We start from the raw sequence: 23,428 nt of genomic DNA, 5'->3' as shown, positions 1-23,428 counted from the left end.
CATAATCCAAATACGGTCGTTATACGTATAACCATTAACTATAAATTTTAAAACCATGGAAAACGAGAAGAATAATAACGGAATTAAAATCATTACGGGAATTCTCGCTGTATTATTAGTAGTTGCAGGTGCATTTGCTTTTAAGTTATACAACCAAGAGAAAGAGACAAAAGCAGAACTTACTAAAGAAAAAAACTTAGTGATTGCTAATCTTAGAGAGATGAATGATAAGTACGATGTCGTTATCGAAGAAAATAATTTAAAGGATACAGAATTGAATGATGCACGTGATAGAATTCAAACACTCATAGATAATATTAATGAGAAAGAAGTAACCATTGCAAGTCTAGGAAAATATAGAGCAGAGGTATTCAAGCTTCGTAAAGAGCGTGATTTCCTATTTGCTCAAAATGATTCTCTACGAGGAAGTAATAGATTGTTAGCAATGCGTGTAGATAGTACAAGCTATGAACTAGAAGTACAGCGTGGGGTAGGAGATTCATTATCTCTTGAAAATGATAAGCTAGCAGAACGTGTAGAATTAGGCTCTGCAATTGCAGCTAACAAATTAAAAGCAGTAGGTGTTATTGAGCGTTCTTCTGGAAAGCTAGTAGAAAATGCACGTGCACGTAGAGTTGATAAAGTAAGAGCTTGTTTTACAGTACCACAAAATAGACTAGCTGAAGCTGGTGATAGAGTATTGTATGTACAAGTAGTAGATCCTTCAAATAATATTTTAGGAGCTAATAAACGCGTTACATTTGAAGAAGAAACCATAACCTATAGTAAGATTTCTAAATTTTACTATGAAAATACCGCATTAGACATTTGTGAAAATATAGCTCCGATAGGCGATAGCTTTGAGGCAGGTGTATATAAAGTAAATGTGTATGATCAAGCGGCGCTTATAGCTCAGACCAGCTTTACACTCAAGTAAAGAAAGAAACACTTTAAGTAGGAAAGATTCTGCGATGTGACTGTATAGTTCTCGCAGAATTTTTTGGTTTATAGCATAAGTTATTTTGGTATTTTTTTTCACTAGCTGCTCGATCTGATACGTTACATATATAAAGTGGTATTAATGTATCTTTGAAATAAAATGGCTAGAATCACAAAAAGAGTACTCATTATCTTATGCTGTATCATTTCCTTTGATGCAGTGTATGGTCAATTGAGTTTTTGTGAAGGTGATTTAGGCGACCCTATTTTTACAGAAGATTTCGGAACAGGAACTACAAATGGACCTCCATTAGACCCTAGTGTTACGACATATACCTATGTAGAAAGTGGTCCAGAAGATGGGTTTTATACCATATCATCACAATTACAACAATTAGGTGCTTTTCATGCAGGTTTGGATAATACACCAGATGATGTGAATGGAAGAGCATTTATTGTTAATGCGAGTTTTACAGCAGATCAGTTTTATAATAGGACCATCGATGGACTTTGTGAAAACACGTCCTATGAATTTTCAGCCTTTCTTCAAAATTTATATGATATTGATGCTGGCGTATGTCCTAATACAGGGATTCCTGTAAATGTACGATTCCAAATATGGGATAGTACAGACACGATGTTATTAGCCTCTGGAGATACCGGTAATATTGATGGAACATCCACACCTATTTGGACTCAGTATGGGTTGGTTTTTGAAACAGGAGCAGGGCAGACAGAAGTGATTCTTAAAATGATTAATAACGGAAATGGTGGCTGTGGGAATGATCTTGCAATAGATGATATTGTCTTCCGAGCTTGTGGAGATATTACGACAATAAGTTCGGATATTTCTGGGGAAGAGGATGTCATTGTATGTAATAATCAAAATGCATTAGATATAACACTTACAGTAACTGTAGCACCAAATGTTTTTATTCAATGGCAAGAGAGTACAGACGGCGAAAACTGGAATGATATTTCTGGAGCTACTTCAATAACTTATGTGACTCCAGGAATTACTACTTCCACTTTTTATAGAGTAAATACTGCGACAGATACCGATAACTTAGGAAATGTTTTTTGCTCTTTCTTTTCTAATGCCTATCGTATTGAATTTGTAGAAGGTCCTGATGCTCCCATTAGTGAAGGCGATAGTATGTCTTGTGATAATGAGGCAATTCCGGCACTTACTGTAGTGCCTTCTCCTGATACAGAAATCCGTTGGTATGCTAGTGAGTCAAGTACTGAAGTACTCGCTATAGGAGCTAGTTATACCCCAGAAACAGCAGGGACATTTTACGCACAAGCATTTGTTACAGGAACCGATTGCGGTAGTACACTCAGAACTCCAGTAACACTTAGTTTTTTAGAAGCACCATTCTTTGCAAATCCTATCATAGGTTTAGAAATTTGTAACGAACAAGAAATAAAAACACTTTCCGCAGGGATTTCAAATGTGGAATACGTGTGGTCTACAGGAGAAACTACGCCTAGCATACAAATAGAAACAGGAGGTGTATATACTGTTACAGTAACGAATAATTTAGGATGTAGTGCAATCAAAACATTTCAGGTAGAAGGACTCGTATCACCAGTAATTTCCAATGTTTTCTCTGACGGAGAGCGCATTGTTATTGAAACAGAAAATGAAGGAAATTTTGAATATTCATTAGACGGTATTTTTTATAGAACTACGCCTGTGTTTAGAAATGTGCCAGGTGGGTTAAAAGTTATTTTTGCTAGAAATGACAGTGGATGTCCTCCTATACTTACAGAATTTTATCATTTTAATATTCCTACTTTTTTTACGCCTAATAGTGACGGTGTCAACGACTTTTTTAATCTTCCAGATGCTTCGTTCTTTTCGTCCAGTTTTATCCGAGTATTTGATCGCTTTGGAAAATTGCTAACGAGTGGTAATGGTCGTTCTTTCCAATGGAACGGGGTTTATAATGGAGAAGCATTACCTCCTGATGATTATTGGTACGAAATCACCATAGATGATCGTGTGGTAGTAGGTCACATCTCTTTATTACGTTGATATACGCTTTCGGGAAATCGAACTTGTGAGATTCACGACCAGAGGGAGAGCATAGCGTTAAAGCGTATAATAATTATTCTTTATCATTTTGACTAGATAATGATACATAAATATTTGTGAAGAATATGATGATAGAGATTGCAGTGAAAAATAGAAGAATTCTTACATCAAACTCAATAAAACGATATAAGATTTCACAAATCGCAATTATTGTTAGATGAATTTTTGAAATGAATAGATTAGTTTCTCTCTTTTGTAAAGAAAAAAGTAGTAAATAAGAAATACTATAGATGATGGGAGTGTAAAATAGTGCATTCGAAACCCATGATTGATTAATATAAAAATGTAATCTAAGGGTTTGATTTGGACTAACTAAATTACCTAATATGTTAGCTATTGCAAAAAGAAAATTCACCCAAAAACCTATATACTTTTGTATTGATTGATTAATGATCATAATTTTAATAAATATCATATATGTATATGATATTTATTAATTGTTACTAGTGATTAAATTTTAACCTTTTTTAGTTACGATTAATATAACCCCATCATACTCTTCAGAGGTGTATTTTCCAATATCATCTTTATTCTTAATAACAGTAACTGTTTCTATATTGTCAGGATTTATTTTTTTTATAGCTTTTGCATTAGATTCTTTTCCATCTACAAAATAAAGCACTTTACTATCAGCTAACGATTTACTAGCTTTTTCTTGTTGTGGTATTGTTTCAGCCGATAGTTCACCTTGTGTATTTTCATTAGTAATGAATTGCTTTTTTGAAGAACAATTTATTGTTGGTAGTGTGATAAGTAGTAGGAATAAGATTTTTTTCATTAATTAAGATTCTGTTTTATACGCTTTCGCGAAAGCGTATCATTGCAAATAAATAGTATAAACTTAGCTAATAATTATTGTTTTAATTTGAGTGTTTGAGCAAGCTTTTTTACTTCTAGTAAGTTTTTGTCAAATTCAGATTTTAATACAGCCTGAAAACTCACTACTTTCTCTTTGTCAGAAACAATTAATTGATACAGTATACTTTTTTCTCCTTTAATAGTTCCATATACTTCTACTTGATAGGCAGGAGATCCATTTAGTTCGGTCGTTGATATGTTTTTTAATTCATCTATGACCATCCCATTATTCTTGAGGCCATTCTGCATTAATTCAGAAATATTCTTTAATGTTAAGTTTGGATCTGCTGGTAATGTGGTGATCATAACCATAGGTTCATTTTCGTAAGATTGTTTATCTATACCGTCAATAGAATAGAGAATGAGGCCTGAAGCAGATTTTGCATATTTGAAAATGGAAGCGTTATCATCTAAGGTAAATTTTGCTGTTGCTAGAGGATCTATTTTGAGCGTTTTGTCATAATAAATAGAACGTATAGCTTCTTTAAGTTCTTTTTCTGTAGCACTATCAAAAGGTGCGTACAGGGCAATAATCATAGCAGAAAAAGTAGTGTCTCCAAACACCAGATTAATTGCTTTCATATTTGGGTCACCTTGTAGTAAAGCATATTTGCTTGGATATTCATTGAGTTTAAATTCATTATACTCATAAATCTTAACCCTTTTACTTTCAAAGTTTTCTTTGTTGAAAGTTTTAGCATTTGAATAAAAATCTCCTCCAATGAGATCATATACTTGAATAGCACCACTTTCTTCTTTTTCTAAACCAACAAAACTATTAGAGAGTTCAAAACCACTAGGCGGTATTATAAATAAACGAGTTCCAGGAATATGAATATGCTTTTCTGTTTTTTCTGAAGTGATATCTTGTATGATATCAGTTGTATTTTTTGTGGATTGTGCTTGAGTTTGTATAGATGCAATTAAGAATAGAATTAAAAGGCGTATGTTCATATTTTGTTTCTGAATTTTAAGTAGTCTGTTTATATTTTGAATTGTTAATTCACTTAATGGTGTTCTAATTTTTTCATCTTCAAGTAAATACTTTCAGAGAATCTATTAGTGTTTTTTAATGAACACTAAAATTTAACCGAAATATAGTTTTATTTTATTAATTCATACGTAGTAATTTGTAATCCATTGTCATATGTAATGTTTTTTACTAGATTCATACGTGCATTAGTGTTGGAATTGCCAAAAAGAGGAATTCCACCTCCAAGAATAATAGGATTTACTTTTAGCTTTAGGATATCAATTTGCCCATGATCCAATAGCCAACCTGCAAACTGTCCGCCACCACATAGGTATACATCTGTTGTTGTATGTTCTTTGATCTCTTGTATGCGTTTAATGTTGAGCTTTTCAATATGTAGTAGATCATGTGTGTTGTCTATGTGTAACGAATTTGAAAAAAATATAATGTTGCATATGGGGATATGCAGGTTGTCCAGGTTGAAGACCAAATTGATATCCAAACTCGTATGTTCTAAGACCCATAATTACAGTTTTGAAACTTTGTAAATCGGAGAGATATTTTTCTACACCTTTTCCATCAGGTATAAATGTACTTATATCGTCATTGATTCCAGCAATATAACCATCTAGAGAACTCGCTACGTAGTACACTATCTTTTTCATTTTAGGAAGACTAACTTATTAAGTGTTTTATAAAAGTAAGATACGTAAACGATACTACTTTAGAAGATTCCATCTCAAACAAATCATCATGTACTATCAATTTGTCTTCATCATACCGTATAAAATCACGATAGATGACCTTGTAGTTGTTGGATATACTCTTTATGAAAATGATATACGCTTTCGCGAAATAACTAAACGTTAGTTGTTTTTTAATATTTCTACTTTTCCAATTTCAACACGTTCATGAATATACTTAAGAGGATATCTTCCAAACACCCATTTATTATTTTCAAATTTGAAAGACATATAGTTATCAAGGTATGGTCTTGGATGCTCTTTTAATTCTATAAAGTTATATTTTTCTTCTATTTCTAATAAATCCTTTTCTTTAGGTATATATTTAAAGTCAAAGCAAATAAGTGTATTTAATTCTTTTAAAATATTTTCTAGAGTTATATACTCATCAAGTTTATCTTTAGGGTATATCATAACACCTATGACACCATTAGATTTTTCTTTAAATGAACTTAACTTCCATTTAAAATAAGTAGTATGATATGATCCATCATTTTCAAAAAAAGCTAATTGCGATTCCGTTCTTTTTATTTCAAATAGACTTTTAACTTCATCTGCAAAATCAATGTTTACTACTTCTTTATTAGAGCAGGTACAAAAATGTATTTTAAAGTCTTCTTTACACATAATTTTGCAGGGATATTTTAAGTATAATATACAGTCTATTTAATAATTAGTTTTTGAAAAGATCAATCCCAAACAAATCGCCAAGTGCCGTCAGCTTGTCTTCGCCATACGGTATGAAAAATACCTTTATTTACCTTTTTAGTACCTAATGAATCTAGGGATGTAAATATATAATCACCATAGGTGAAAGCCATATCGCCTGCAGTGCTTACCTCAACATATGTAGGTATCCAAGTAAGTGTTTCATTAGGACGGATATCTTTTTTATACCAATCTGCAATAGCCTTTTTTCCTTTGATAACTTTTTTGCCACGTCGTATCACACCATTTTCAGCAGCATAAAATTCAAAGGCTTTGATAAGACCTTCTTTCTGAACCATATCATTGAATGCTTTTTCAACATTTATAATCTCAGCTTCCCATTTTTCAATATTTTGTGCCGTGTCAGTATGTTGACATCCTATCATACTGAAAGTAAATACCAGAAGAAAGAGACCTGTTTTCATAACTTACTTTTTAGCATACCAATCCAATTGTATTACATTGATAGCAGGATTCCCTTTATTAACAAGGTTTTTAAAATTGGCGACATCACTTAATCCACCAGTGCCTCTGTAGTGATATGGGTAGATGGTTTTAGGAGCAAATGCAATTACAGCATCGGCGGCGCTTACTTCGGTCATGGTGTAAGGTAAATTCATACATACAAAAGCAGCATCTATATTTGTAAGGGCACGCATTTCAGGAATGTCTTCTGTATCTCCAGAAATATATACACGTGTTCCCTCTTTTTCAATGACATAGCCATTCCCACGTCCTTTGGTATGAAATTTTAGTGCTTCTTCTCGTAAGTTATACATAGGGATTGCCTCTACAGAAAAACCAAAACGCTCTTTACTATCTCCATTATTTAAAACATCCAGTTGAGGTACAAAAGCTTCAGGCATTTTATCGGCTACAGCTTGAGGGACCATGATTTTTGCCTTAGAAGTATCAAGTCCTTCGATGGTTGCAACATTTAAATGATCTCCGTGTATATCTGTCACTAAGATTAAATCTGGTTGCGGATAATTTGCAAATACCTCAGCACCACCTACAGGGTCAATATATATCGTAGTCTCTCCCCATTGTAAAACCATAGTTGCATGGCTTATAGAGTGTACTTTAAAAGGAAGTTCTTTGGTGATTACTTCTGTTGAAACTTCTTTTACAGCTGATGTTGTTGTGGCAGTTTCTATATGTTTTTCTTTACAACTTATAAAAGTAATACAGATGAGTAGTAAAATAGCAAGATGTTTCATAGCCTAATGTTTATGTAAGATTAATTCCATTTTTATATTAGCTCTGTCGTAATTTGATGTTGTTTCTAGTGGTATTTCTACAAATCCCCATTTTTTATATATGTAGATGGCGTTTTCAAGAATAGTATTGGAGTATAAAACAAGTTTTGGTGTGTTTTCCGCTTTCGCGAAAGCAATACAATGCGCCATCAGTTTTTGCCCAATTCCTTTCCCTCGTATGGACGTATCTACTGCCATTTTTGTGAGTTCATATACATTAGGTTCTTGCATAGGCATTAAGGCAACAGTTCCTACTACTGTATCATCGATAAGTGCAAAAAAGATATGCCCTCCTTTAGAAACAATATATTTTTCAGGGTTACTTAATACCTCATTATCATATGATTCTACATAAAAGAAGGTTTCTAGCCACTCGATATTAAGTGTTTTAAAATCGGAAGCATATGTAGGCTTGTATGTACTAATTTGCATGATGGGTGCGTATAAAATCGGAAACAAAATAACTAATAGCCTTTCCTACTTGTCCTGCTTTTTTTCTTCCTGGTGATGCCTCGCAAATATGAAAATAACAACATTTTTTTTGAGAAGCTGTATGCATCACAAACTGTCTAACATCATTTAAATACAAACCGCTAGGAGTACGAGCACTACTAGGAAAATTAGTAATAGCATCACAATCTAACTCTAAACCAAAAGCTTCTTGAGAAACAAATTGTAATGCTGTAGCATATTGCTGGGCAATAGAAGTGTCTGTTGTCCAAGTATCTTCTAGAAAGTGATATTGCAATCTGTCTTTATGCTTTTTGAAAAGATCAAAAATATATTGAGGAGTATAATTTTTATGTAATCCAAAAACGGTGTATTTATCTAATGTTGTTTCTTTAGATGCATTTATAGAGAGGGCATATGAGAACCCATTGCCACTATGTCTGTAATCTGTAGTACGTAGGTCTGTATGAGCATCTATATTCATCACATTAATAGCATGTCCTAAAGCCTGACTTGCTCCTGAAATATTTCCATATGCATTGTTATGTCCACCTCCAATAATAATAGGAATTTTACCTGTAGCTACAATAGTCTGAACAATATATGCTACCTTTTTATCAATACGTTTTACCACATCTCCCAAAATAGGTTTGGGTGTCGTATACTGGATGTCATCTGGAGTGACAGAGATATAGCCTAGCAGTAAGATGTCTGTGCCTTTATTGTAGTCATTTTCTTGGATATTAACAAAAGACTTTAGGAATGCATCCCAAGCATTTGCAGTGCCTCGTTTTCCATAATTTGCACGCACCCCATAATCTTCAGCAATTCCAAAAATGATATACTTGGCTGTACATTTCTCAATGGCTTCTAAACTATGACAATACTGTAATTTTTCTCCAATTTTTGTTTCACCATCTCTTTTTGAAATGATTTCTTCTAACGTTTCTTGCGATTGGATATGAAGCTGAATCATCGGATTTATTTTTTTGCTAAAGCCTGAATACAAGCTTCCCGAATGTTCCACATTTTATCAAGTGTGTAGGGGATATTATCTCGTTGTATCCAATCTTTAAGAATAGATTTATGATAAGAAATTTTGTAATCAATAATTTGGTCAGGATCAATAGTAGTCTCTATAAGAATATCTGGCTCCCATAATTTTTTAGAATTACCAGGAAATGTAAAATCATATCGTTCTTGATCATAACTCAAGAAGGTATGTGCTTCTAGAATATAAGGAAGAGCATAAGCATTGAGTACCTCTCCTACACCAGGTGTATTTTGTTCTGTCATAGAGAAAATACAGAGGTTAAGACTTATGCTGTGAATCTCGTTTTCTTCAGCAAGTGTTTTTAAACATGCATTTTTTGTAGAACAAGTACCTACACCTTCTCGTATAATACTCGCAATATTGCGAGGGTTTTTATTACGTCCATAGGGTAAATTATGGATATAGCGTACAGCATCGTGAAATGTCTTGATCTTTTTAATTAAAAATTGATCAGATACGGGTTTTCCTCCTGTTAAATTAAAGTTGGGTAAACTCATAATCTTTTTCCGTTTAAGATGAGTTGTTCTATTTGATGGTGTCCAAACCTATATGGAATGGTATTATATGATTTCTGAGGTGTTGTAATGATGAGATTTGCTTTTTTCCCTTTGGTAATACTTCCTGTCTCTGAAGCAACATCCATTGCAAATGCACCATTAATGGTGGCTGCTATTATGGCTTCTTCTGGCGTCATGCCTAGTTGTATACAGGCTTGAGCCACGATAAAATTCATATTACCGCTAGGAGCAGATCCAGGATTGTAATCTGTCGCAATAGCTAGGGGAAGTCCTGCATCTATAAGTTGTCGTGCAGGCGTATAAGGAATACTCAAAAAGAAGGAGCATCCAGGTAATGCTACAGAAATGGTATTACTGCCTTTAAGAGCTTCAATATCTTCTGCTACTAATTCTTCTAAGTGATCTACTGAGAGTGCATCATACTTTACGGCAGCGGCAATACCTCCAATGGCATTAAACTGGTTTACGTGAACTTTAGGCCGTAAACCATGTACTTTACCAGCTTCAAGAATGGCTTCCATTTCTGAAACAGTAAAATAACCCGACTCACAAAATACATCTATAAAGTCACATAAGTTGTCTTTCGCGAAAGCGGGAATCATTTCTTTTATAATCAGTTCTATATATGCGTCTCGATCATCTTTATATTCAGATGGAATAGCATGAGCACCTAATAAAGTAGCCTTCATAGGAATATCAAAATGAGCTTTAAGACGCGCAATTACAGAAAGCATTTTCTTTTCTGCTTCAACAGAAAGTCCGTAACCACTTTTAATTTCGATGGCACCTGTTCCCAATGAAATAAGATGTTCTAAGCGTTTGCAAGCATCTTCAAATAAGGCATCTTCACTCATTGAGCGTAAACGTGCAACGGAATTTAAAATACCGCCTCCACGATTTGCGATCTCTTCATAAGACAATCCATTGATACGATCTACAAATTCATCTTCTCGACCCGTGGCGTATACAAGATGCGTGTGTGAATCACACCACATTGGTAATACAATTTTACCAGCGGCATCAATAATTTCTGCATCAGGAATTGTAGGGATATCTTGCATAGACCCATAGTCATGAATACGGTCTTCTTTAATAAGAAGATACGCATTATCGATATGTGGCATTTGGGACATGGCTTTCCCACGTACTGGAGCATTATATTCACCAGTAACAAGTAATTGGTGTATGTTGGTAATGAGTTTCATTGAAAAAATAAAGGTAGTTACTTTATTGCTTATATAATAACATAAGGAATTGTTTTTTAGATTAAAATTAGGCTGTCTATCTTGATTATTTAGAGGGTTAAACGCTTCTACAAGTCTAATCTGTTTTAAAGAGTAACCATATGCTATGTTTTGCAACCTTTAAGGGTTAGAATACAAAAACATAGCATTATAATTTCAAAATCATTCTTATTCTAAAAATAAGGAATTGTTTTTTGTATTTTTATGTGATAAAAAAATGGCAAAATGAATCATCAGAAGAAAGGAGTAAATACAATCTGCACGCATGTAGGTGAAGTGAAAGACGAACAGTTTCAGGGGGCAGTGTCTCCTATTTATATGTCTTCATCATATGCCTTTATGGATGTAGATATAAAACGATATCCAAGATATTTTAATACCCCAAACCAAGAGGCATTATGTAAGAAGATTGCAGCCCTTGAAGGCACGGAAGCTGCTATGATTTTTGGTAGTGGGATGGCTGCTGTAAGTACTACATTACTTGCTTTTTTAAGGCATGGTGATCATATTGTGCTTCAAAAAACCTTATATGGAGGAACGTATAACTTAGTTGTAGAGGAGTTTGAGAAATACGGTATTGATTATACGTTTACAGATGGTTTAGATAAGCACGCTTTCGCGAAAGCGATTACACCTAAAACAAAAGTACTTTATATAGAAACACCTTCCAATCCTTTAATGACCATCACTGATATGCAAATGGTTGCAGATTTAGCAAAAGAGAAAGGAATTGTGACCATGATTGATAATACATTTGCATCTCCGATCAATCAAAATCCATTAAATTTTGGAATAGATATTATGATTCATAGTGCGACCAAATATATGGGCGGGCATAGTGATATATGTGCAGGTGCTGTTGCTGGAAGCGAAGAGCATATAGATCGTATTTGGAATTTAGGAAAAAACCTTGGTGGGAGTTTGAGTGATATGACGGTGTGGTTATTAGAACGTAGTATGAAGACCATGGCAATACGCGTAAAAGCACAAAACAAAAATGCTAAGAAACTTGCCAAGTGGCTAGATAAAAATGAGCATGTGAATCGTGTGTATTATCCAGGGTTAAAATCACATCCTGATTATACACTCGCAACAGCTCAGATGAAAGGATATGGAGGCATGCTTTCTTTTGAACTTGCCAAAGGATTAGATCCTGAACTTTTTCAAAAGTCATTACAGCTTATAAAACCATCGATGAGTCTTGCTGGTGTAGAAAGTACGATGCTTTCACCAGCGCAAACATCTCATTTTCTTTTAGGTGAGGAAGAAAGAGCACGTCAAGGAATCGCCGAAGGATTGATTCGTTTTTCTGTGGGTATTGAAGATAAAAAAGATATCATTGCAGATATAGAACAAGCATTACAAGTAGTTACTGCTAGAGTAAAAGTTCCCGTGTTATAAAACAACAATTATTGCGACATAGAACGCAACGACTAAAAAATCATTAATGAAATTAGACATACTTGCTATAGGCGCACATCCAGATGATGTAGAATTAGGATGCGGTGCGACCATCGCTAAAGAAATTGCCAGAGGTAAAAAAGTTGGAATCCTAGACTTAACTAGAGGAGAATTAGGAACCCGAGGTACAGCTGAAACTAGAAAAGAAGAAGCTGCAAATGCAGCTAAAATACTAGGAGTGAGCGTACGTGAAAATATAGGGCTCGCCGATGGTTTCTTTCAAAATGATAAAGAAAGTCAATTAAAGATTATCGAAGTCATACGTGCATATCAACCAGAAATGGTATTATGTAATGCGATAGAAGATAGACATATTGATCATGGTAAAGGAAGTAAACTCGCAAGTGATGCTTGTTTCTTAAGTGGTCTTGTAAAAATTGAAACCCAAAGAGATGGGGTAATTCAAGAGAAATGGCGCCCTAAAACAGTCTATCATTATGAACAATGGGTACATATGAAGCCTGATGTTGTGGTAGACGTAAGTGGTTTTATAGAGAAGAAGTGCGAAGCAGTGTTTGCTTATAAAACACAATTTCATGACCCAAATTCTGATGAGGGAAGCACACCTATTTCTAGTTTAACATTTAAAGAAAGTATCAGCTATAGAGCAAGAGACTTAGGGCGTTTAATAGGTACAGACTATGCCGAAGGTTTTAATGTGGAGCGATATCCAGCTGTTGATAGTCTTTTTGATTTGATTTGATCCTGATAGATTAAGTGACTTTATTATAAAGATATAAGCGAGTATGAAAATGGAGAAGTTTTCAAACAATAGAGATCATTATTGGGATCAAATAAAAATAGAGTTATTGGAAATAAATGATTTTGAAAATTTTAGATTTCAGTATCTTGAAATGGGGCAGCTTTTTTCTCATGGATTTTCTATTACCCAAATAGAAAAGAATTCTAAAGAATTAATCCTGAAAATTTGGAATGCTGAATATGATAATAAGAGATTTGATAAAGAGATTTTTAATCTTAGTAGATTAGCTATAACTGATAGCAAAATTGAATTAAACGTGCAGGAATCAGAGACAATTAATAAATTATTAAATACTGAGCTTAGTCTTACTAATTACAAAGGAATAGTTCTAGATGGATTATTTTGCCAGCTTGAGTTTGATAATAAAAAAATGAATTGGAATATTAATGAAGAAATTAATGACGATTTGACTCAGTTAGTTAAATTCTTAAGAAGTAAAGTGCCAGATAATACTATATAAAAAACTTTAAAAGTACTTTTATATAAACTGTTAAAAAACATTCCTTTAACAGTATCATAAGCAACAACCTTCTATCTTTAGATTTATGAAAACGACACTAACTCTTTTACTATTATGTTTTTGTACAACTCTTTTTGCACAGGAGAATGCTAAAGACGAAGAAGCTTCTAGCTCTGACTACTTTAGTTGGTTTGCAAAACAAGAAGAAAGAAAAAAAGAATTCTTACGTGAAAAAATAGATAGTTTATCACTATTTGACTTAAGGAATCGTTCAAAGGATGATAAAAAACTAGTAGTTATACTTAATATGCCAATTTATGAAGGCCCCAAAGGGCTATCACTTATGCCTGAACTTCCTATTGATACGACCACTACCTATTACTTAAAGATATATCCAGTAAAAGAAGATTAACATACTATTATACAAAATTACTAATACTAGATAGTAACTAGGGTAATTGAGTAATTTGCTGGAAGCAAATCGTATCGAAATCACTTTAACTCATAAAACAGTAAGCGACTTTGTTTATTCATAGGTAATAATAGTAGATTTTTTTCTTTGATATAAGCAATATCACCTACACTTTGCCCAACAGTAACAACCTCTTTTGTTGTGCCGTCAAAATTCATAAGATGTACTTTTCCGCTACGCCAATCAGAAATGATGAGATGGTTTTTATCATATGGGCGAATTCCATCTAGATTTCCAATGATATCAGTAACTGCTATAATTTTCTTGTTATTGATATCTAATTTTGAAACTCGTCCTCCTTCTGGAGCACCTCCCCAAGAAGCAACATACATAGTATCTCCTTGAATTAACAACCCATTAGGGTTATCTAGTTTTGGGTCGGAGAGCCAAAAATCAAAAGTGCCTTTCTGATCTAGTCTATAAATTTTTGAAGTACGCGTATCTGACACATAAATAGCTCCGTCTGGAGCAATCGCTACATCATTTAAAAACTCGATACCTTCGGCAGTATACTTATTAAGAATTTTCCCTGTTTTAAGATCAGCTTCTACAAGTTCAGTAACGTCAGATACATATAACTTATCTTTTGTAATGGCAATTCCTTTAGGGTCATTAAGCCCTGAAACGAACTGTGCATTTATCAATTTTCCATCTACTCCTACGGTTGCAATAGATCCATCGCCTGGTTCTCTATCTCCAATTAAAGAGGCATAGATCACATCAGTATCTTTATCATAGACAGCAGACTCACAATGCGTTAGTTCTAGTGTCTCTGTTATAAATGTTGCTTTGGATAGCGTAGGTGTTTTGACAACCTCAGCAACAACAGTTTCTTTTTTAGCAGTGTCTTCTTTTTTTGTATTACAAGAAATACATAAAATACTCAAGAAGAGTAGGGAAAATAAAGTTTTCATAGTGTGGTTGATTAATGAATATTAAAAATAGCAAATACACTATAGAAGTGTTCCTATAGAAGTGTTAAATAAACTCTTGTTCATTAAAGACTTTCTATTGTTTTGATAAGTTTTTCCTGTATACTTGTAAAATGCCAATGATTAGCGCTGTTATCCAAAATCACTAAACAGGTTTTTGAAGCTGTGTTTCTGTATATATAGGTACGTGCTGCGAGCCAACCTCCAGAATGCTGCATCACATCTCCTTGTAATGACCAACCAAAGCCATACTCAGACAAGGTGTTATTTGTAAGCATTGGTGCTTTAAAGGCTTCTTGTATTTTTTCCTGTGACAGTAGGGTCGTACCAGTACCATACCAAGCAGCATCCCAAATCACAAAATCTTCTAAACTGGCAAAGACACCACCATCTCCAGAAACTCCATCTATAAAGGTAGGGTACATAGGGATATATTGATCTCCTTGTTTTTCAAAACCAAGTGTTTTGTTCGGAAAGCTTTTTGTTGCTGAAAGTAAATTCCATACACGTGTATTTTTCATGTCTAAAGGATCAAAAATGGCTTCTTGCATATAGTTTTCAAAAGACTGGCCAGATACATTCTCAATAATACCTGCTAATAAGATATAGTTAGAATTTGAGTAATTATACCAACTATTGGCAGGTGCCGCTTTAGATGGATACTCACAAAGTAAAGTAACCGCTTCTTGAATACTTAATTCAGTTCCTAATTCGGCTTTATGTTTTTCGGCGAGTTGTAGGTAGCCATCAGGAATCCCTGAAGTCATATTGAGTAAATGCCGTACGGTCACGCCATCATATGGGAATGAAGTAATGTAAGTTGTTACTGGAGTATCGTAGCCTAAAAGACCTTTGTTTTCCAATAGCATAATTCCCATGGCGGTGAATTGTTTTGAAACAGAAGCAAGCCTAAATGAAGATTGCGTAGTAAGGCGTTTTGTACATGTATGATCTGTATATCCATACGTTTTCATAAAAACAGGTTTCCCTTCCTTTATGAGTAAAACCCCTCCATTAAATTTATCTTCATTTTCAAGTTTTGAGAGCCAAGTGTCTAGTGCTTCTTTTCCTTCGTTTGAAGTAATGCTAGTTGTCATCTCAAGATCAGGAACAGCCGTTTTTGTTGCAACTACTATTTTAAGTATTCCCCAGATGAGTAGCCCAGCGATGACAACTATACCTATAATTTTAAGCAATGTATTCTTCATAAGTACCTGCAAGATATTTAATTTTTTAATGCCATGTAAATAACAAGCAGGTCCTCTTTTGTGAACTATTCTTTATATGCTTTAACGCTACGCTCTCCCTTTGGTCGTGAATCTCGCAGGCTCAATTTACCATTTCATTCTCCCTCCGGTCGTGAATCTCATAAGTTCGATTTCGCGAACCTGCCTGCCGGCAGGCAGGAGCGTATAGAGCAAGAAACCTATTGAAAACTAATTAGAGGTGTTTGTTCTAACGGAGCTGTTTTATGCATAGTATGGTATATAAATAGGTCTCCTCGAGCGTTTTCTATATCTGTCATCTGAAGATATAGAATTCCGGCTTTAGTGATTGCTACATAATGTTGGTTTCCTATATAATAGATGGGAGCAGACGAAATAAAACGAATGGTATCTACAGTTAACATTCCTTGATTATTTTGAAAGTCAAATTGGGCTGAGTGTTGCGTCACCTCATTATTGAGTCTTGATGTCACTGAAACTTTTTTATGTACATCAAGAGACAAATCTGTTGAGGTATTGTGATTCCGAATTAAATATGCTAGTATATGTGCAGTTTCTTCAATAAGAATCGAGCTATCTGCATTAATCATAATGGCAATATTCAAATTATCTTTTGGGTAATGCACCACAACCGTTCGTGTGCCTCGCCAACTCCCAGCATGTTCTATTACATTGTGACCAAAAGCGTCGATAGAAGATCGCCAGGTAATACCCACTTGTGTGGTAGTTCCATCTTTGAGTTGGTGACTTCTAAACATTGTTTCTCTTGCTTCGGCTGTGATAAATCCATTGGTATATCCATGCATCATCTTGATAAGATCTGTAGGTGTACTTCTAAACCCTGCACCTGCTAGTTTATAGCTTGCATTGGTGAGTTTTTCTTTTGTGAGCGTTCCCTTTTTATGGTAATATAATTGCACATCTTTCTCAGAAAGTTGTTTGATATTTTCAGGAACCGTTTGTTGCATTCCTAGAGGTTTAAAAACATGACCTCTTAAATATGTTTCAAAAGATTGTCCAGAAGCACCTTCTATGGCAGCAGCTACCAAATTAAAAGCATGTGTAGAGTATTGATATTGAGTATCAGGCTCAAAAAGTAAAGGCGCTTTTAATAATTGTGTACTCTCTTTAATACTTGTGTATTGCTTTTTCTTATACGCATTTCCTTTAGGACGATGCGCCATACCAGAAGTATGGCCTGTAAGTTGCCGTAAGGTGAGATGCTCGTATTGTGTATCTATATAAGGAACATAAGTTTTAATAGGAACATCCAGCTTTATTTTGCCTTCGGAAAGTAATTTTCCTAAAGCAGTAGTTGTAATCACTTTGGCAACAGATGCAGTACGCAATTGCATATGCGGTGTCATGGGGATCTTATTTTCAAGATCGGCATACCCATATCCTTTAGCATAGATAAGTTGCTCGTCTTGGCTCACAGCTATAGAGATGCCAGGAAGGTTTGCCGTTTCTAAAAAAGAAGTAACTATAGTATCTAGCAGCGGATATGCTTGTTGCGCTTCTAGGGTAGTTGTACTGCTTATAAGAAGTATGAGGAATATATGGAAAGCTATTATTGATTTCATAACAGAAGTATTAATGTATACAGTGATTATTCTTTTGCGCCTATACTTTTAAGATAAGCTACGACGTCAGTGTGCTGACCTCTTATAGCCATTTTGAGGGCATTTCGTTTTTCGGAAGAGAGGTAATACCCATCGCGAACAGTTTTATTAACCTCAGCTCCTTGACCCACTAAATATGTGACGATATCAAGATGCCCATTCCAAGAAGCTTGTATTAGCGGCGTTTCATCGCCTTTTACATGCGTATTTACATCAGCGCCAGATTCCACAAGAAATTGAACAATCGGGAGACTTCCTATTTTAGATGCTGCAATTAATGGGTTCCCATCTCCACGACTACTTTTATTAACATCGGCTCCAGCTTGAACCATAGCTTTGACCATCGCTAAATTTCCTCTAGATACTGCTTGAATGAGTCCTGTGCCATCACCTAAAGATTCCTTATCCATAGTAGGATTGTATTGTAGCAATAGTTGTAGTATCGCTGGATTTCCAGATTTTCCAGCCATAATCATTGCATTCCCATCTCCTTTTACATTGGTATTAGGATGTGCTCCTTTTTCTAATAATAATTTTATAATACGTAAGTCTCCGCCTTGTATGGCTGCCATAAGCGGTGTTCCGTCGCCATCAATTGCTGCATTGATATCGGCTCCTTTTTCGATAAGATAGGTAGCAACATCAAGATGCCCTTGTTGTGCAGCAATCATTAAAGCACTGGCATCGCCACGACTTTTGTAATTTACTCGAACGCCAGCAACAAATAACAATTGAACGATTTCTAGATTTCCTACATAAGACGCAACACCTAATGGAGATCGTGGTTCGCCATTGCCTCGATAAGAACAATTAGGATTTGTGTTTTTTAAGAGTTGCGTAACCGTAGTTACTTGTTCGTTTTTAATAGCTTGTAATAAAGCTTCGCATGAGGTTGATTGCGCTTTCGCGAAAGCGGAAACACATAGCATAACTAGTAAAAAGATTCGTTTTTTCATGATGTGATGAATTTTAAATTTGACTCAAAAGTATGGGCAAGAAGGAAGCAATCTGTAAAATATAGACCAGCATAGGTTTGTGGAAGACAGAAGGAGGTTTGTATGTGAGTTTCTATTTTGTAGGTAGGAAATAGATGTTGAGATGTTGGTATATGAGATTCGTCTACTTGAAGAAAGAAACGAATAGATATTATGTATTTTAGATTCGAATTATGAGTACTAACTTTCCATTTGTAGATAGAATTGTCCAAAACAGTGTGTTATCACATATATTGTTTTGGTGTTCATTTTTACTCATATTTACCTTGTTAGGGTCTCTTAACTCAGGATCTTTTTCAAGTCATTTAATTAATTATTTGGCATTATTACCTTCACAATTAGCAGCGGCTTATTTTCTAAACTATTACCAGATTCCTACATTGTTTTTAAAGAAACGATATGTGCATTTTGTGATTTCCTTTTTAGTGTCAGGCTATGTATTTGTAGTCTTTGCCAGAATATGTACAGTTCATATCGCAGAGCCATTAACCAGAGAAGGAATGTTTGAAAAAGAAACATTCTTAGAGATTTTAGCCGATCCTTTTTATTTGTTTTATGTCTACTTCCCAGCTGTATATGTGATTGTCTTTTTAATGATGGCGATCAAAAGTATTAAGAGAGGTTTTGAAGAAAAACACCAATTAGAAGTATTGCAAAAAGAAAAAGCAACTACCGAATTACAATTTTTAAAAGCACAAATCCATCCACATTTTTTATTTAATACCCTTAATAGTATTTATGCATTAACCCTTACTAAGTCTGATGCTGCTCCAGAAGTAGTTTTAAAACTCTCTGAGATGCTGGACTATATATTATATCAATGTAATGAACCTACCATTGCGCTTCACAAGGAAATTACACTTATTCAAGGGTATATTGATTTAGAAAAAATACGATATGGAGATCAACTAGATTTAGAGTTTATACATGAGCTGTCAGATAAACAAAGACCCATAGCTCCTCTCATATTATTAGGATTTATAGAAAATGCCTTTAAGCATGGAGCAAGTAAAAACCCTATAAACCCTAAAATACATATACAGCTTCAAGAAAAGGAGTCACAGGTATATTTACGTGTATACAATACCAAAATCTCTGTCAAAAGTGACGTAACCTCAGAACAGTCTAAAGGAATAGGGATTACTAATGTAAGTCGTCAATTAGAATTGCATTACCCCAACGCACACACTTTAAAAATTGAGGACACTGAGACAAGTTATGAAGTGCAACTTACGATAGATTTAACAAATAACTAATGAAGATACCTTGTATTATTATAGACGATGAGCCCCTTGCTATTCAAGTAATACAAAGCCATGTAGCACAAATACCAGACTTGCAACTTATAGCTACATTTCAAAATCCTGTAGCAGCATTTGAGTTACTTAAAAAAGAAACAATAGCCCTTATTTTTTTGGATATCGAAATGCCACTGCTTACAGGAATAGACTTCGCAAAAGAGCTACAGGGAACACCTAAAATTATTTTTACAACGGCCTATCGTAATTATGCTATAGAGAGTTATGAACTTGATGTGGTAGATTATTTATTAAAACCGATCTCCTTTACTCGTTTTTTTAAAGCAATAAATAAGTATAAATCGTTATCAAATCTTTCTCCAGTGGTAGATATTCCTGAAAAAAAGGAATTTGTAAATGATCATATCTATGTAAATGCAAATAAGAAGTATATAAAAGTTTTATTTGCAGATATACTATATGTAGAGAGTGTCAAAGATTATATACGTATTCACACTGCTGAGGAGCGTGTGATAACGAAAGATACCCTTAGTGACTTTGAAGCAAAACTTCCTGCGTTGTTTCTGAGAATACATCGCTCTTATATTGTAAATACCTCAAAAATTACAGCTTTTACAGCAGTAGATGTAGAAATAGCAACCAAAGAAATTCCAATAGGCGCTAGTTATAAAGAGCACGTACTTGCATTTTTAAAACAATAATTCTTTTCTTTTTTGTACGCTTTAACGCTACGCTCTCCCTTTGGTCGTGAATCTCGCAGGCTCGATTTCGCGAAAGCGTATAGCACTTAACAATAAGATGTACGTAGAACTATAAGCTTTATCAATGCGTTGATAAATCAAATAGATAAACTTTATACTAGTTTTATGTATGATAATGGTAATTTTACGTACACATACTTTATAAACTTAAAAAAGCATATATATAATGGATAATCATCATCAAGGAGGCGACATCAGTCAATGCCCAGTAATGGGAGGCGCTCATAAGAAAACCGCTGGAAATGGTACAACCAATAGAGATTGGTGGCCTAACGAATTAAAGCTAAATATACTAAGACAAAATGCAGCAAAATCAAACCCAGTAGGGGAAGATTTTGATTATGCAGCTGCATTTAATAGTATTGATTATGCTGAGTTAAAGAAGGACTTGACAAATTTTATGACAGAGTCACAAGATTGGTGGCCTGCAGATTATGGACATTACGGAGGATTGATTATACGTATGGCATGGCACAGTGCAGGTACGTATCGTGCAGGTGATGGTAGAGGAGGAGCTAGCTCAGGAACATTGCGCTTTGCACCATTAAATAGCTGGCCAGATAACGGAAACCTCGATAAGGCACGTTTATTATTATGGCCTATCAAAAAGAAATATGGAAATAAAATTTCTTGGGCAGATCTTATGATCTTAGCAGGAAATGTTGCTATTGAATCTATGGGGCTTAAAACTTTTGGTTTTGGAGCAGGTAGAGAAGATGTATGGGAACCAGAACAAGATATCTATTGGGGATCAGAAAAAGAATGGTTAGGAAATGATGCACGTTTTTCTGAAGGACGAGATACATTGGAAGCACCATTAGGAGCTGTGCATATGGGACTTATTTATGTAAATCCTGAAGGACCAGACGGAACACCAAATCCATTAGGATCTGCATATGATATGAGAATTACTTTTGGTCGTATGGCAATGAATGATGAAGAGATTGTAGCACTTACAGCTGGAGGACATACTTTTGGTAAAGCACACGGTGCTGCAAATCCAGATGAGTATGTAGGAGTAGAACCACACGGAGCTCCTATTGAGCAAATGAGTACAGGTTGGAAAAATACGTATGCTACAGGTGTATTAGATGACACCATTACAAGTGGATTAGAAGGGGCATGGACGCCAAATCCAGACAAGTGGGATCATGACTATTTCAAAGTGCTTTTAGATTACGAATGGGAATTGACAAAGAGTCCTGCTGGAGCAAATCAATGGACTCCTAAAGTCGATTCTGGAGCGCCTACAGCACCTACCGCTGGAGATGCGAGTAAAAGACAAGCACTGATGATGACCGATGCTGATATGGCATTAAAAGTAGATCCAGAGTTTCTAAAAATATCTGAGCATTTTAAAGCAAATCCAGACGCATTTGAAGATGCATTTGCACGTGCTTGGTATAAACTTACACACCGTGATATGGGACCTATATCACGTTACTTAGGACCAGAGGTGCCAAGTGAAGAATTAATCTGGCAAGATGGAGTTCCTGCAGGAAATACATTAAGTGATGCTGAGGTAGCAACGCTTAAAAGTGCCATTACAACTTCAGGACTTACCGTATCTCAATTGGTATCTACTGCTTGGGCTTCGGCATCTACATTTAGACATACTGATAAAAGAGGTGGTGCAAATGGAGCACGTATCCGTTTAGAGCCACAGAGAAGCTGGGAAGTAAATAATCCTGAAGAATTAACAAAAGTACTAGCTGCTTATGAAAAGATTCAAGGTGATTTTACAGGTACCGTTTCTATAGCAGACCTTATTGTATTAGGAGGTAGTGTAGGTGTGGAGACAGCAGCCAAAAGTGCTGGTCACGATATTACCGTTCCTTTTACAAGTGGTCGAGGAGATGCTTCACAAGAACAGACAGAAGTAGAATCCTTTAAATTCTTAGAGCCACAAGCAGATGGGTTTAGAAACTTTGCAAAAAGTAATCAAACAGCTGCTGCTGAAGAATTATTAATAGATAGAGCTCAGTTATTAGATCTTTCTATTCCAGAAATGACAGCATTGGTAGGCGGACTTCGTGTATTAGGAGCTAATTACAACGGAGCTAAAGTAGGTGTGTTTACAGATAGAGCAGGACAATTAACAAATGATTTCTTCGTAAATCTTCTTGACTTTACATATACGTGGAGTGCACTTTCATCTGATGATACCTTATTCTCAGGAACAGATCGTCGTACAGGAAATATGACATTTACAGGATCACGTGCAGATCTTATCTTCGGTTCTAATACAGAATTAAGAGCTGTATCTGAAGTATATGCTGCCAATGATGGAGAAACTCGTTTTGTAAACGATTTTGTAAATGCATTCGTAAAAGTGATGAATGCAGATCGCTTTGATATCGCATAATATATAAATCCCCCCTATGGTTTTATAGGAAGCACCCTAACTGTTTTTTAGTTAGGGTGTTTTTTTATATACTTTCCTGTCTGTATATAGACACAAGATAGCATGTTTAGTTTATAGAGGGAGTATACTTCGTAAATGTGTTGAGTATATAGACATCCTATAGATGACTTTAAAACCATAAACATCTAGAAACTATTTTAATATATTACTACTTTTAAGGTAAATACAATTATTTACTTTAAAAATGTAACAAGGTGAAATTATA

23 protein-coding genes are annotated in these 23,428 nt (G+C 34.8%); 9 read left to right on the top strand and 14 right to left on the bottom strand.

Going from position 1 to position 23,428, the window contains the following annotated elements:
- Nucleotides 1-55: 55 nt before the first annotated feature.
- Both Q1A01_RS11225 and Q1A01_RS11220 read left to right on the top strand, forming a co-directional pair.
- Entirely contained in the window at nucleotides 56-937 is an 882-nt protein-coding gene (locus tag Q1A01_RS11225) for a hypothetical protein (RefSeq protein ID WP_299680443.1), read from the top strand.
- 162 nt (nucleotides 938-1,099) lie between these two features.
- Complete coding sequence (locus Q1A01_RS11220) at nucleotides 1,100-2,980, top strand: T9SS type B sorting domain-containing protein (protein WP_299680441.1); 1,881 nt, start codon at nucleotides 1,100-1,102, stop codon at nucleotides 2,978-2,980.
- Between the two features lie 517 nt (nucleotides 2,981-3,497).
- On the opposite strand, the gene Q1A01_RS11215 is transcribed toward Q1A01_RS11220, so the two are convergent.
- The 10 genes from Q1A01_RS11215 to hutI form a co-directional block, all read right to left on the bottom strand.
- Complete coding sequence (locus Q1A01_RS11215; protein WP_299680438.1) at nucleotides 3,498-3,818, bottom strand: hypothetical protein; 321 nt, start codon at nucleotides 3,816-3,818, stop codon at nucleotides 3,498-3,500.
- A 74-nt stretch (nucleotides 3,819-3,892) separates the two neighbouring features.
- Nucleotides 3,893-4,852 (bottom strand): hypothetical protein, encoded by a 960-nt coding sequence (locus Q1A01_RS11210; RefSeq protein ID WP_299680436.1) that lies wholly within the window; start codon nucleotides 4,850-4,852, stop codon nucleotides 3,893-3,895.
- A gap of 149 nt (nucleotides 4,853-5,001) precedes the next feature.
- Nucleotides 5,002-5,373 (bottom strand): dihydrofolate reductase family protein, encoded by a 372-nt coding sequence (locus Q1A01_RS11205; protein ID WP_299680434.1) that lies wholly within the window; start codon nucleotides 5,371-5,373, stop codon nucleotides 5,002-5,004.
- Between the two features lie 364 nt (nucleotides 5,374-5,737).
- A complete protein-coding gene (locus Q1A01_RS11200) occupies nucleotides 5,738-6,241 on the bottom strand; it encodes a hypothetical protein (protein ID WP_299680431.1) in 504 nt (167 codons plus the stop codon).
- A gap of 62 nt (nucleotides 6,242-6,303) precedes the next feature.
- Nucleotides 6,304-6,747: a DUF4440 domain-containing protein gene (locus tag Q1A01_RS11195; protein WP_299680428.1), complete on the bottom strand. Its 444-nt coding sequence runs from the start codon at nucleotides 6,745-6,747 to the stop codon at nucleotides 6,304-6,306.
- A gap of 3 nt (nucleotides 6,748-6,750) precedes the next feature.
- A complete protein-coding gene (locus Q1A01_RS11190) occupies nucleotides 6,751-7,542 on the bottom strand; it encodes an MBL fold metallo-hydrolase (RefSeq protein ID WP_299680425.1) in 792 nt (263 codons plus the stop codon).
- A gap of 3 nt (nucleotides 7,543-7,545) precedes the next feature.
- On the bottom strand, nucleotides 7,546-8,013 hold the full coding sequence (locus Q1A01_RS11185) for a GNAT family N-acetyltransferase (protein WP_299680423.1): 468 nt from the start codon (nucleotides 8,011-8,013) through the stop codon (nucleotides 7,546-7,548).
- Nucleotides 8,003-9,007, bottom strand: coding sequence for a formimidoylglutamase (locus Q1A01_RS11180; RefSeq protein ID WP_299680421.1), 1,005 nt, complete (start codon nucleotides 9,005-9,007; stop codon nucleotides 8,003-8,005). The genes Q1A01_RS11185 and Q1A01_RS11180 overlap by 11 nt, the downstream gene beginning before the upstream one ends.
- Nucleotides 9,008-9,012: 5 nt before the next feature.
- Nucleotides 9,013-9,582: a hypothetical protein gene (locus Q1A01_RS11175; protein ID WP_299680419.1), complete on the bottom strand. Its 570-nt coding sequence runs from the start codon at nucleotides 9,580-9,582 to the stop codon at nucleotides 9,013-9,015.
- Nucleotides 9,579-10,808, bottom strand: coding sequence for an imidazolonepropionase (hutI, locus tag Q1A01_RS11170; RefSeq protein WP_299680416.1), 1,230 nt, complete (start codon nucleotides 10,806-10,808; stop codon nucleotides 9,579-9,581). Before hutI ends, Q1A01_RS11175 begins: the two co-directional genes overlap by 4 nt.
- A gap of 264 nt (nucleotides 10,809-11,072) precedes the next feature.
- Here hutI and Q1A01_RS11165 point away from each other — a divergent pair, with 264 nt between their 5' ends.
- The 4 genes from Q1A01_RS11165 (at nucleotide 11,073) to Q1A01_RS11150 (ending at nucleotide 13,943) form a co-directional block, all read left to right on the top strand.
- Nucleotides 11,073-12,248: an aminotransferase class I/II-fold pyridoxal phosphate-dependent enzyme gene (locus Q1A01_RS11165; protein ID WP_299680413.1), complete on the top strand. Its 1,176-nt coding sequence runs from the start codon at nucleotides 11,073-11,075 to the stop codon at nucleotides 12,246-12,248.
- 46 nt (nucleotides 12,249-12,294) lie between these two features.
- Nucleotides 12,295-13,011, top strand: coding sequence for a bacillithiol biosynthesis deacetylase BshB1 (gene bshB1, locus Q1A01_RS11160; RefSeq protein ID WP_299680410.1), 717 nt, complete (start codon nucleotides 12,295-12,297; stop codon nucleotides 13,009-13,011).
- Nucleotides 13,012-13,060: 49 nt separating this feature from the next.
- Nucleotides 13,061-13,531: a hypothetical protein gene (locus tag Q1A01_RS11155; protein ID WP_299680407.1), complete on the top strand. Its 471-nt coding sequence runs from the start codon at nucleotides 13,061-13,063 to the stop codon at nucleotides 13,529-13,531.
- Nucleotides 13,532-13,616: 85 nt separating this feature from the next.
- Nucleotides 13,617-13,943 (top strand): hypothetical protein, encoded by a 327-nt coding sequence (locus tag Q1A01_RS11150; RefSeq protein ID WP_299680404.1) that lies wholly within the window; start codon nucleotides 13,617-13,619, stop codon nucleotides 13,941-13,943.
- Between the two features lie 80 nt (nucleotides 13,944-14,023).
- Here Q1A01_RS11150 and Q1A01_RS11145 read toward each other — a convergent pair whose 3' ends face one another.
- The 4 genes from Q1A01_RS11145 to Q1A01_RS11130 form a co-directional block, all read right to left on the bottom strand.
- Complete coding sequence (locus Q1A01_RS11145; protein ID WP_299680401.1) at nucleotides 14,024-14,917, bottom strand: hypothetical protein; 894 nt, start codon at nucleotides 14,915-14,917, stop codon at nucleotides 14,024-14,026.
- Nucleotides 14,918-15,000: 83 nt separating this feature from the next.
- On the bottom strand, nucleotides 15,001-16,143 hold the full coding sequence (locus tag Q1A01_RS11140) for a serine hydrolase domain-containing protein (RefSeq protein WP_299680398.1): 1,143 nt from the start codon (nucleotides 16,141-16,143) through the stop codon (nucleotides 15,001-15,003).
- A gap of 218 nt (nucleotides 16,144-16,361) precedes the next feature.
- On the bottom strand, nucleotides 16,362-17,744 hold the full coding sequence (locus Q1A01_RS11135; RefSeq protein WP_299680395.1) for a serine hydrolase domain-containing protein: 1,383 nt from the start codon (nucleotides 17,742-17,744) through the stop codon (nucleotides 16,362-16,364).
- A gap of 26 nt (nucleotides 17,745-17,770) precedes the next feature.
- Nucleotides 17,771-18,739 carry an ankyrin repeat domain-containing protein gene (locus tag Q1A01_RS11130; RefSeq protein ID WP_299680392.1) on the bottom strand — a complete coding sequence of 323 codons (969 nt, stop codon included), beginning with the start codon at nucleotides 18,737-18,739 and terminating at the stop codon, nucleotides 17,771-17,773.
- A 212-nt stretch (nucleotides 18,740-18,951) separates the two neighbouring features.
- Here Q1A01_RS11130 and Q1A01_RS11125 point away from each other — a divergent pair, with 212 nt between their 5' ends.
- The 3 genes from Q1A01_RS11125 to katG all read left to right on the top strand — a co-directional run bounded on the left by Q1A01_RS11125 (nucleotide 18,952) and on the right by katG (nucleotide 23,163).
- Nucleotides 18,952-20,034 carry a sensor histidine kinase gene (locus Q1A01_RS11125; RefSeq protein WP_299680390.1) on the top strand — a complete coding sequence of 361 codons (1,083 nt, stop codon included), beginning with the start codon at nucleotides 18,952-18,954 and terminating at the stop codon, nucleotides 20,032-20,034.
- Nucleotides 20,034-20,738: a LytTR family DNA-binding domain-containing protein gene (locus Q1A01_RS11120; RefSeq protein ID WP_299680388.1), complete on the top strand. Its 705-nt coding sequence runs from the start codon at nucleotides 20,034-20,036 to the stop codon at nucleotides 20,736-20,738. The genes Q1A01_RS11125 and Q1A01_RS11120 overlap by 1 nt, the downstream gene beginning before the upstream one ends.
- A 226-nt stretch (nucleotides 20,739-20,964) precedes the next feature.
- Nucleotides 20,965-23,163, top strand: coding sequence for a catalase/peroxidase HPI (katG, locus tag Q1A01_RS11115; RefSeq protein WP_299680385.1), 2,199 nt, complete (start codon nucleotides 20,965-20,967; stop codon nucleotides 23,161-23,163).
- Nucleotides 23,164-23,428: the final 265 nt, after the last annotated feature.

Origin of the sequence: uncultured Dokdonia sp. (assembly GCF_947492815.1) — a bacterium.
GTDB lineage: Bacteria > Bacteroidota > Bacteroidia > Flavobacteriales > Flavobacteriaceae > Dokdonia.
This window is presented reverse-complemented; position numbering and strand designations above follow the sequence as displayed.

Coding starts and splice junctions, on each gene's coding strand:
- Q1A01_RS11225 (WP_299680443.1), top strand. CDS start 56: ATGGAAAACGAGAAGAATAATAACGGAATTAAAATCATTACGGGAATT.
- Q1A01_RS11220 (WP_299680441.1), top strand. CDS start 1,100: ATGGCTAGAATCACAAAAAGAGTACTCATTATCTTATGCTGTATCATT.
- Q1A01_RS11215 (WP_299680438.1), bottom strand. CDS start 3,818: ATGAAAAAAATCTTATTCCTACTACTTATCACACTACCAACAATAAAT.
- Q1A01_RS11210 (WP_299680436.1), bottom strand. CDS start 4,852: ATGAACATACGCCTTTTAATTCTATTCTTAATTGCATCTATACAAACT.
- Q1A01_RS11200 (WP_299680431.1), bottom strand. CDS start 6,241: ATGTGTAAAGAAGACTTTAAAATACATTTTTGTACCTGCTCTAATAAA.
- Q1A01_RS11195 (WP_299680428.1), bottom strand. CDS start 6,747: ATGAAAACAGGTCTCTTTCTTCTGGTATTTACTTTCAGTATGATAGGA.
- Q1A01_RS11190 (WP_299680425.1), bottom strand. CDS start 7,542: ATGAAACATCTTGCTATTTTACTACTCATCTGTATTACTTTTATAAGT.
- Q1A01_RS11185 (WP_299680423.1), bottom strand. CDS start 8,013: ATGCAAATTAGTACATACAAGCCTACATATGCTTCCGATTTTAAAACA.
- Q1A01_RS11180 (WP_299680421.1), bottom strand. CDS start 9,007: ATGATTCAGCTTCATATCCAATCGCAAGAAACGTTAGAAGAAATCATT.
- Q1A01_RS11175 (WP_299680419.1), bottom strand. CDS start 9,582: ATGAGTTTACCCAACTTTAATTTAACAGGAGGAAAACCCGTATCTGAT.
- hutI (WP_299680416.1), bottom strand. CDS start 10,808: ATGAAACTCATTACCAACATACACCAATTACTTGTTACTGGTGAATAT.
- Q1A01_RS11165 (WP_299680413.1), top strand. CDS start 11,073: ATGAATCATCAGAAGAAAGGAGTAAATACAATCTGCACGCATGTAGGT.
- bshB1 (WP_299680410.1), top strand. CDS start 12,295: ATGAAATTAGACATACTTGCTATAGGCGCACATCCAGATGATGTAGAA.
- Q1A01_RS11155 (WP_299680407.1), top strand. CDS start 13,061: ATGGAGAAGTTTTCAAACAATAGAGATCATTATTGGGATCAAATAAAA.
- Q1A01_RS11150 (WP_299680404.1), top strand. CDS start 13,617: ATGAAAACGACACTAACTCTTTTACTATTATGTTTTTGTACAACTCTT.
- Q1A01_RS11145 (WP_299680401.1), bottom strand. CDS start 14,917: ATGAAAACTTTATTTTCCCTACTCTTCTTGAGTATTTTATGTATTTCT.
- Q1A01_RS11140 (WP_299680398.1), bottom strand. CDS start 16,143: ATGAAGAATACATTGCTTAAAATTATAGGTATAGTTGTCATCGCTGGG.
- Q1A01_RS11135 (WP_299680395.1), bottom strand. CDS start 17,744: ATGAAATCAATAATAGCTTTCCATATATTCCTCATACTTCTTATAAGC.
- Q1A01_RS11130 (WP_299680392.1), bottom strand. CDS start 18,739: ATGAAAAAACGAATCTTTTTACTAGTTATGCTATGTGTTTCCGCTTTC.
- Q1A01_RS11125 (WP_299680390.1), top strand. CDS start 18,952: ATGAGTACTAACTTTCCATTTGTAGATAGAATTGTCCAAAACAGTGTG.
- Q1A01_RS11120 (WP_299680388.1), top strand. CDS start 20,034: ATGAAGATACCTTGTATTATTATAGACGATGAGCCCCTTGCTATTCAA.
- katG (WP_299680385.1), top strand. CDS start 20,965: ATGGATAATCATCATCAAGGAGGCGACATCAGTCAATGCCCAGTAATG.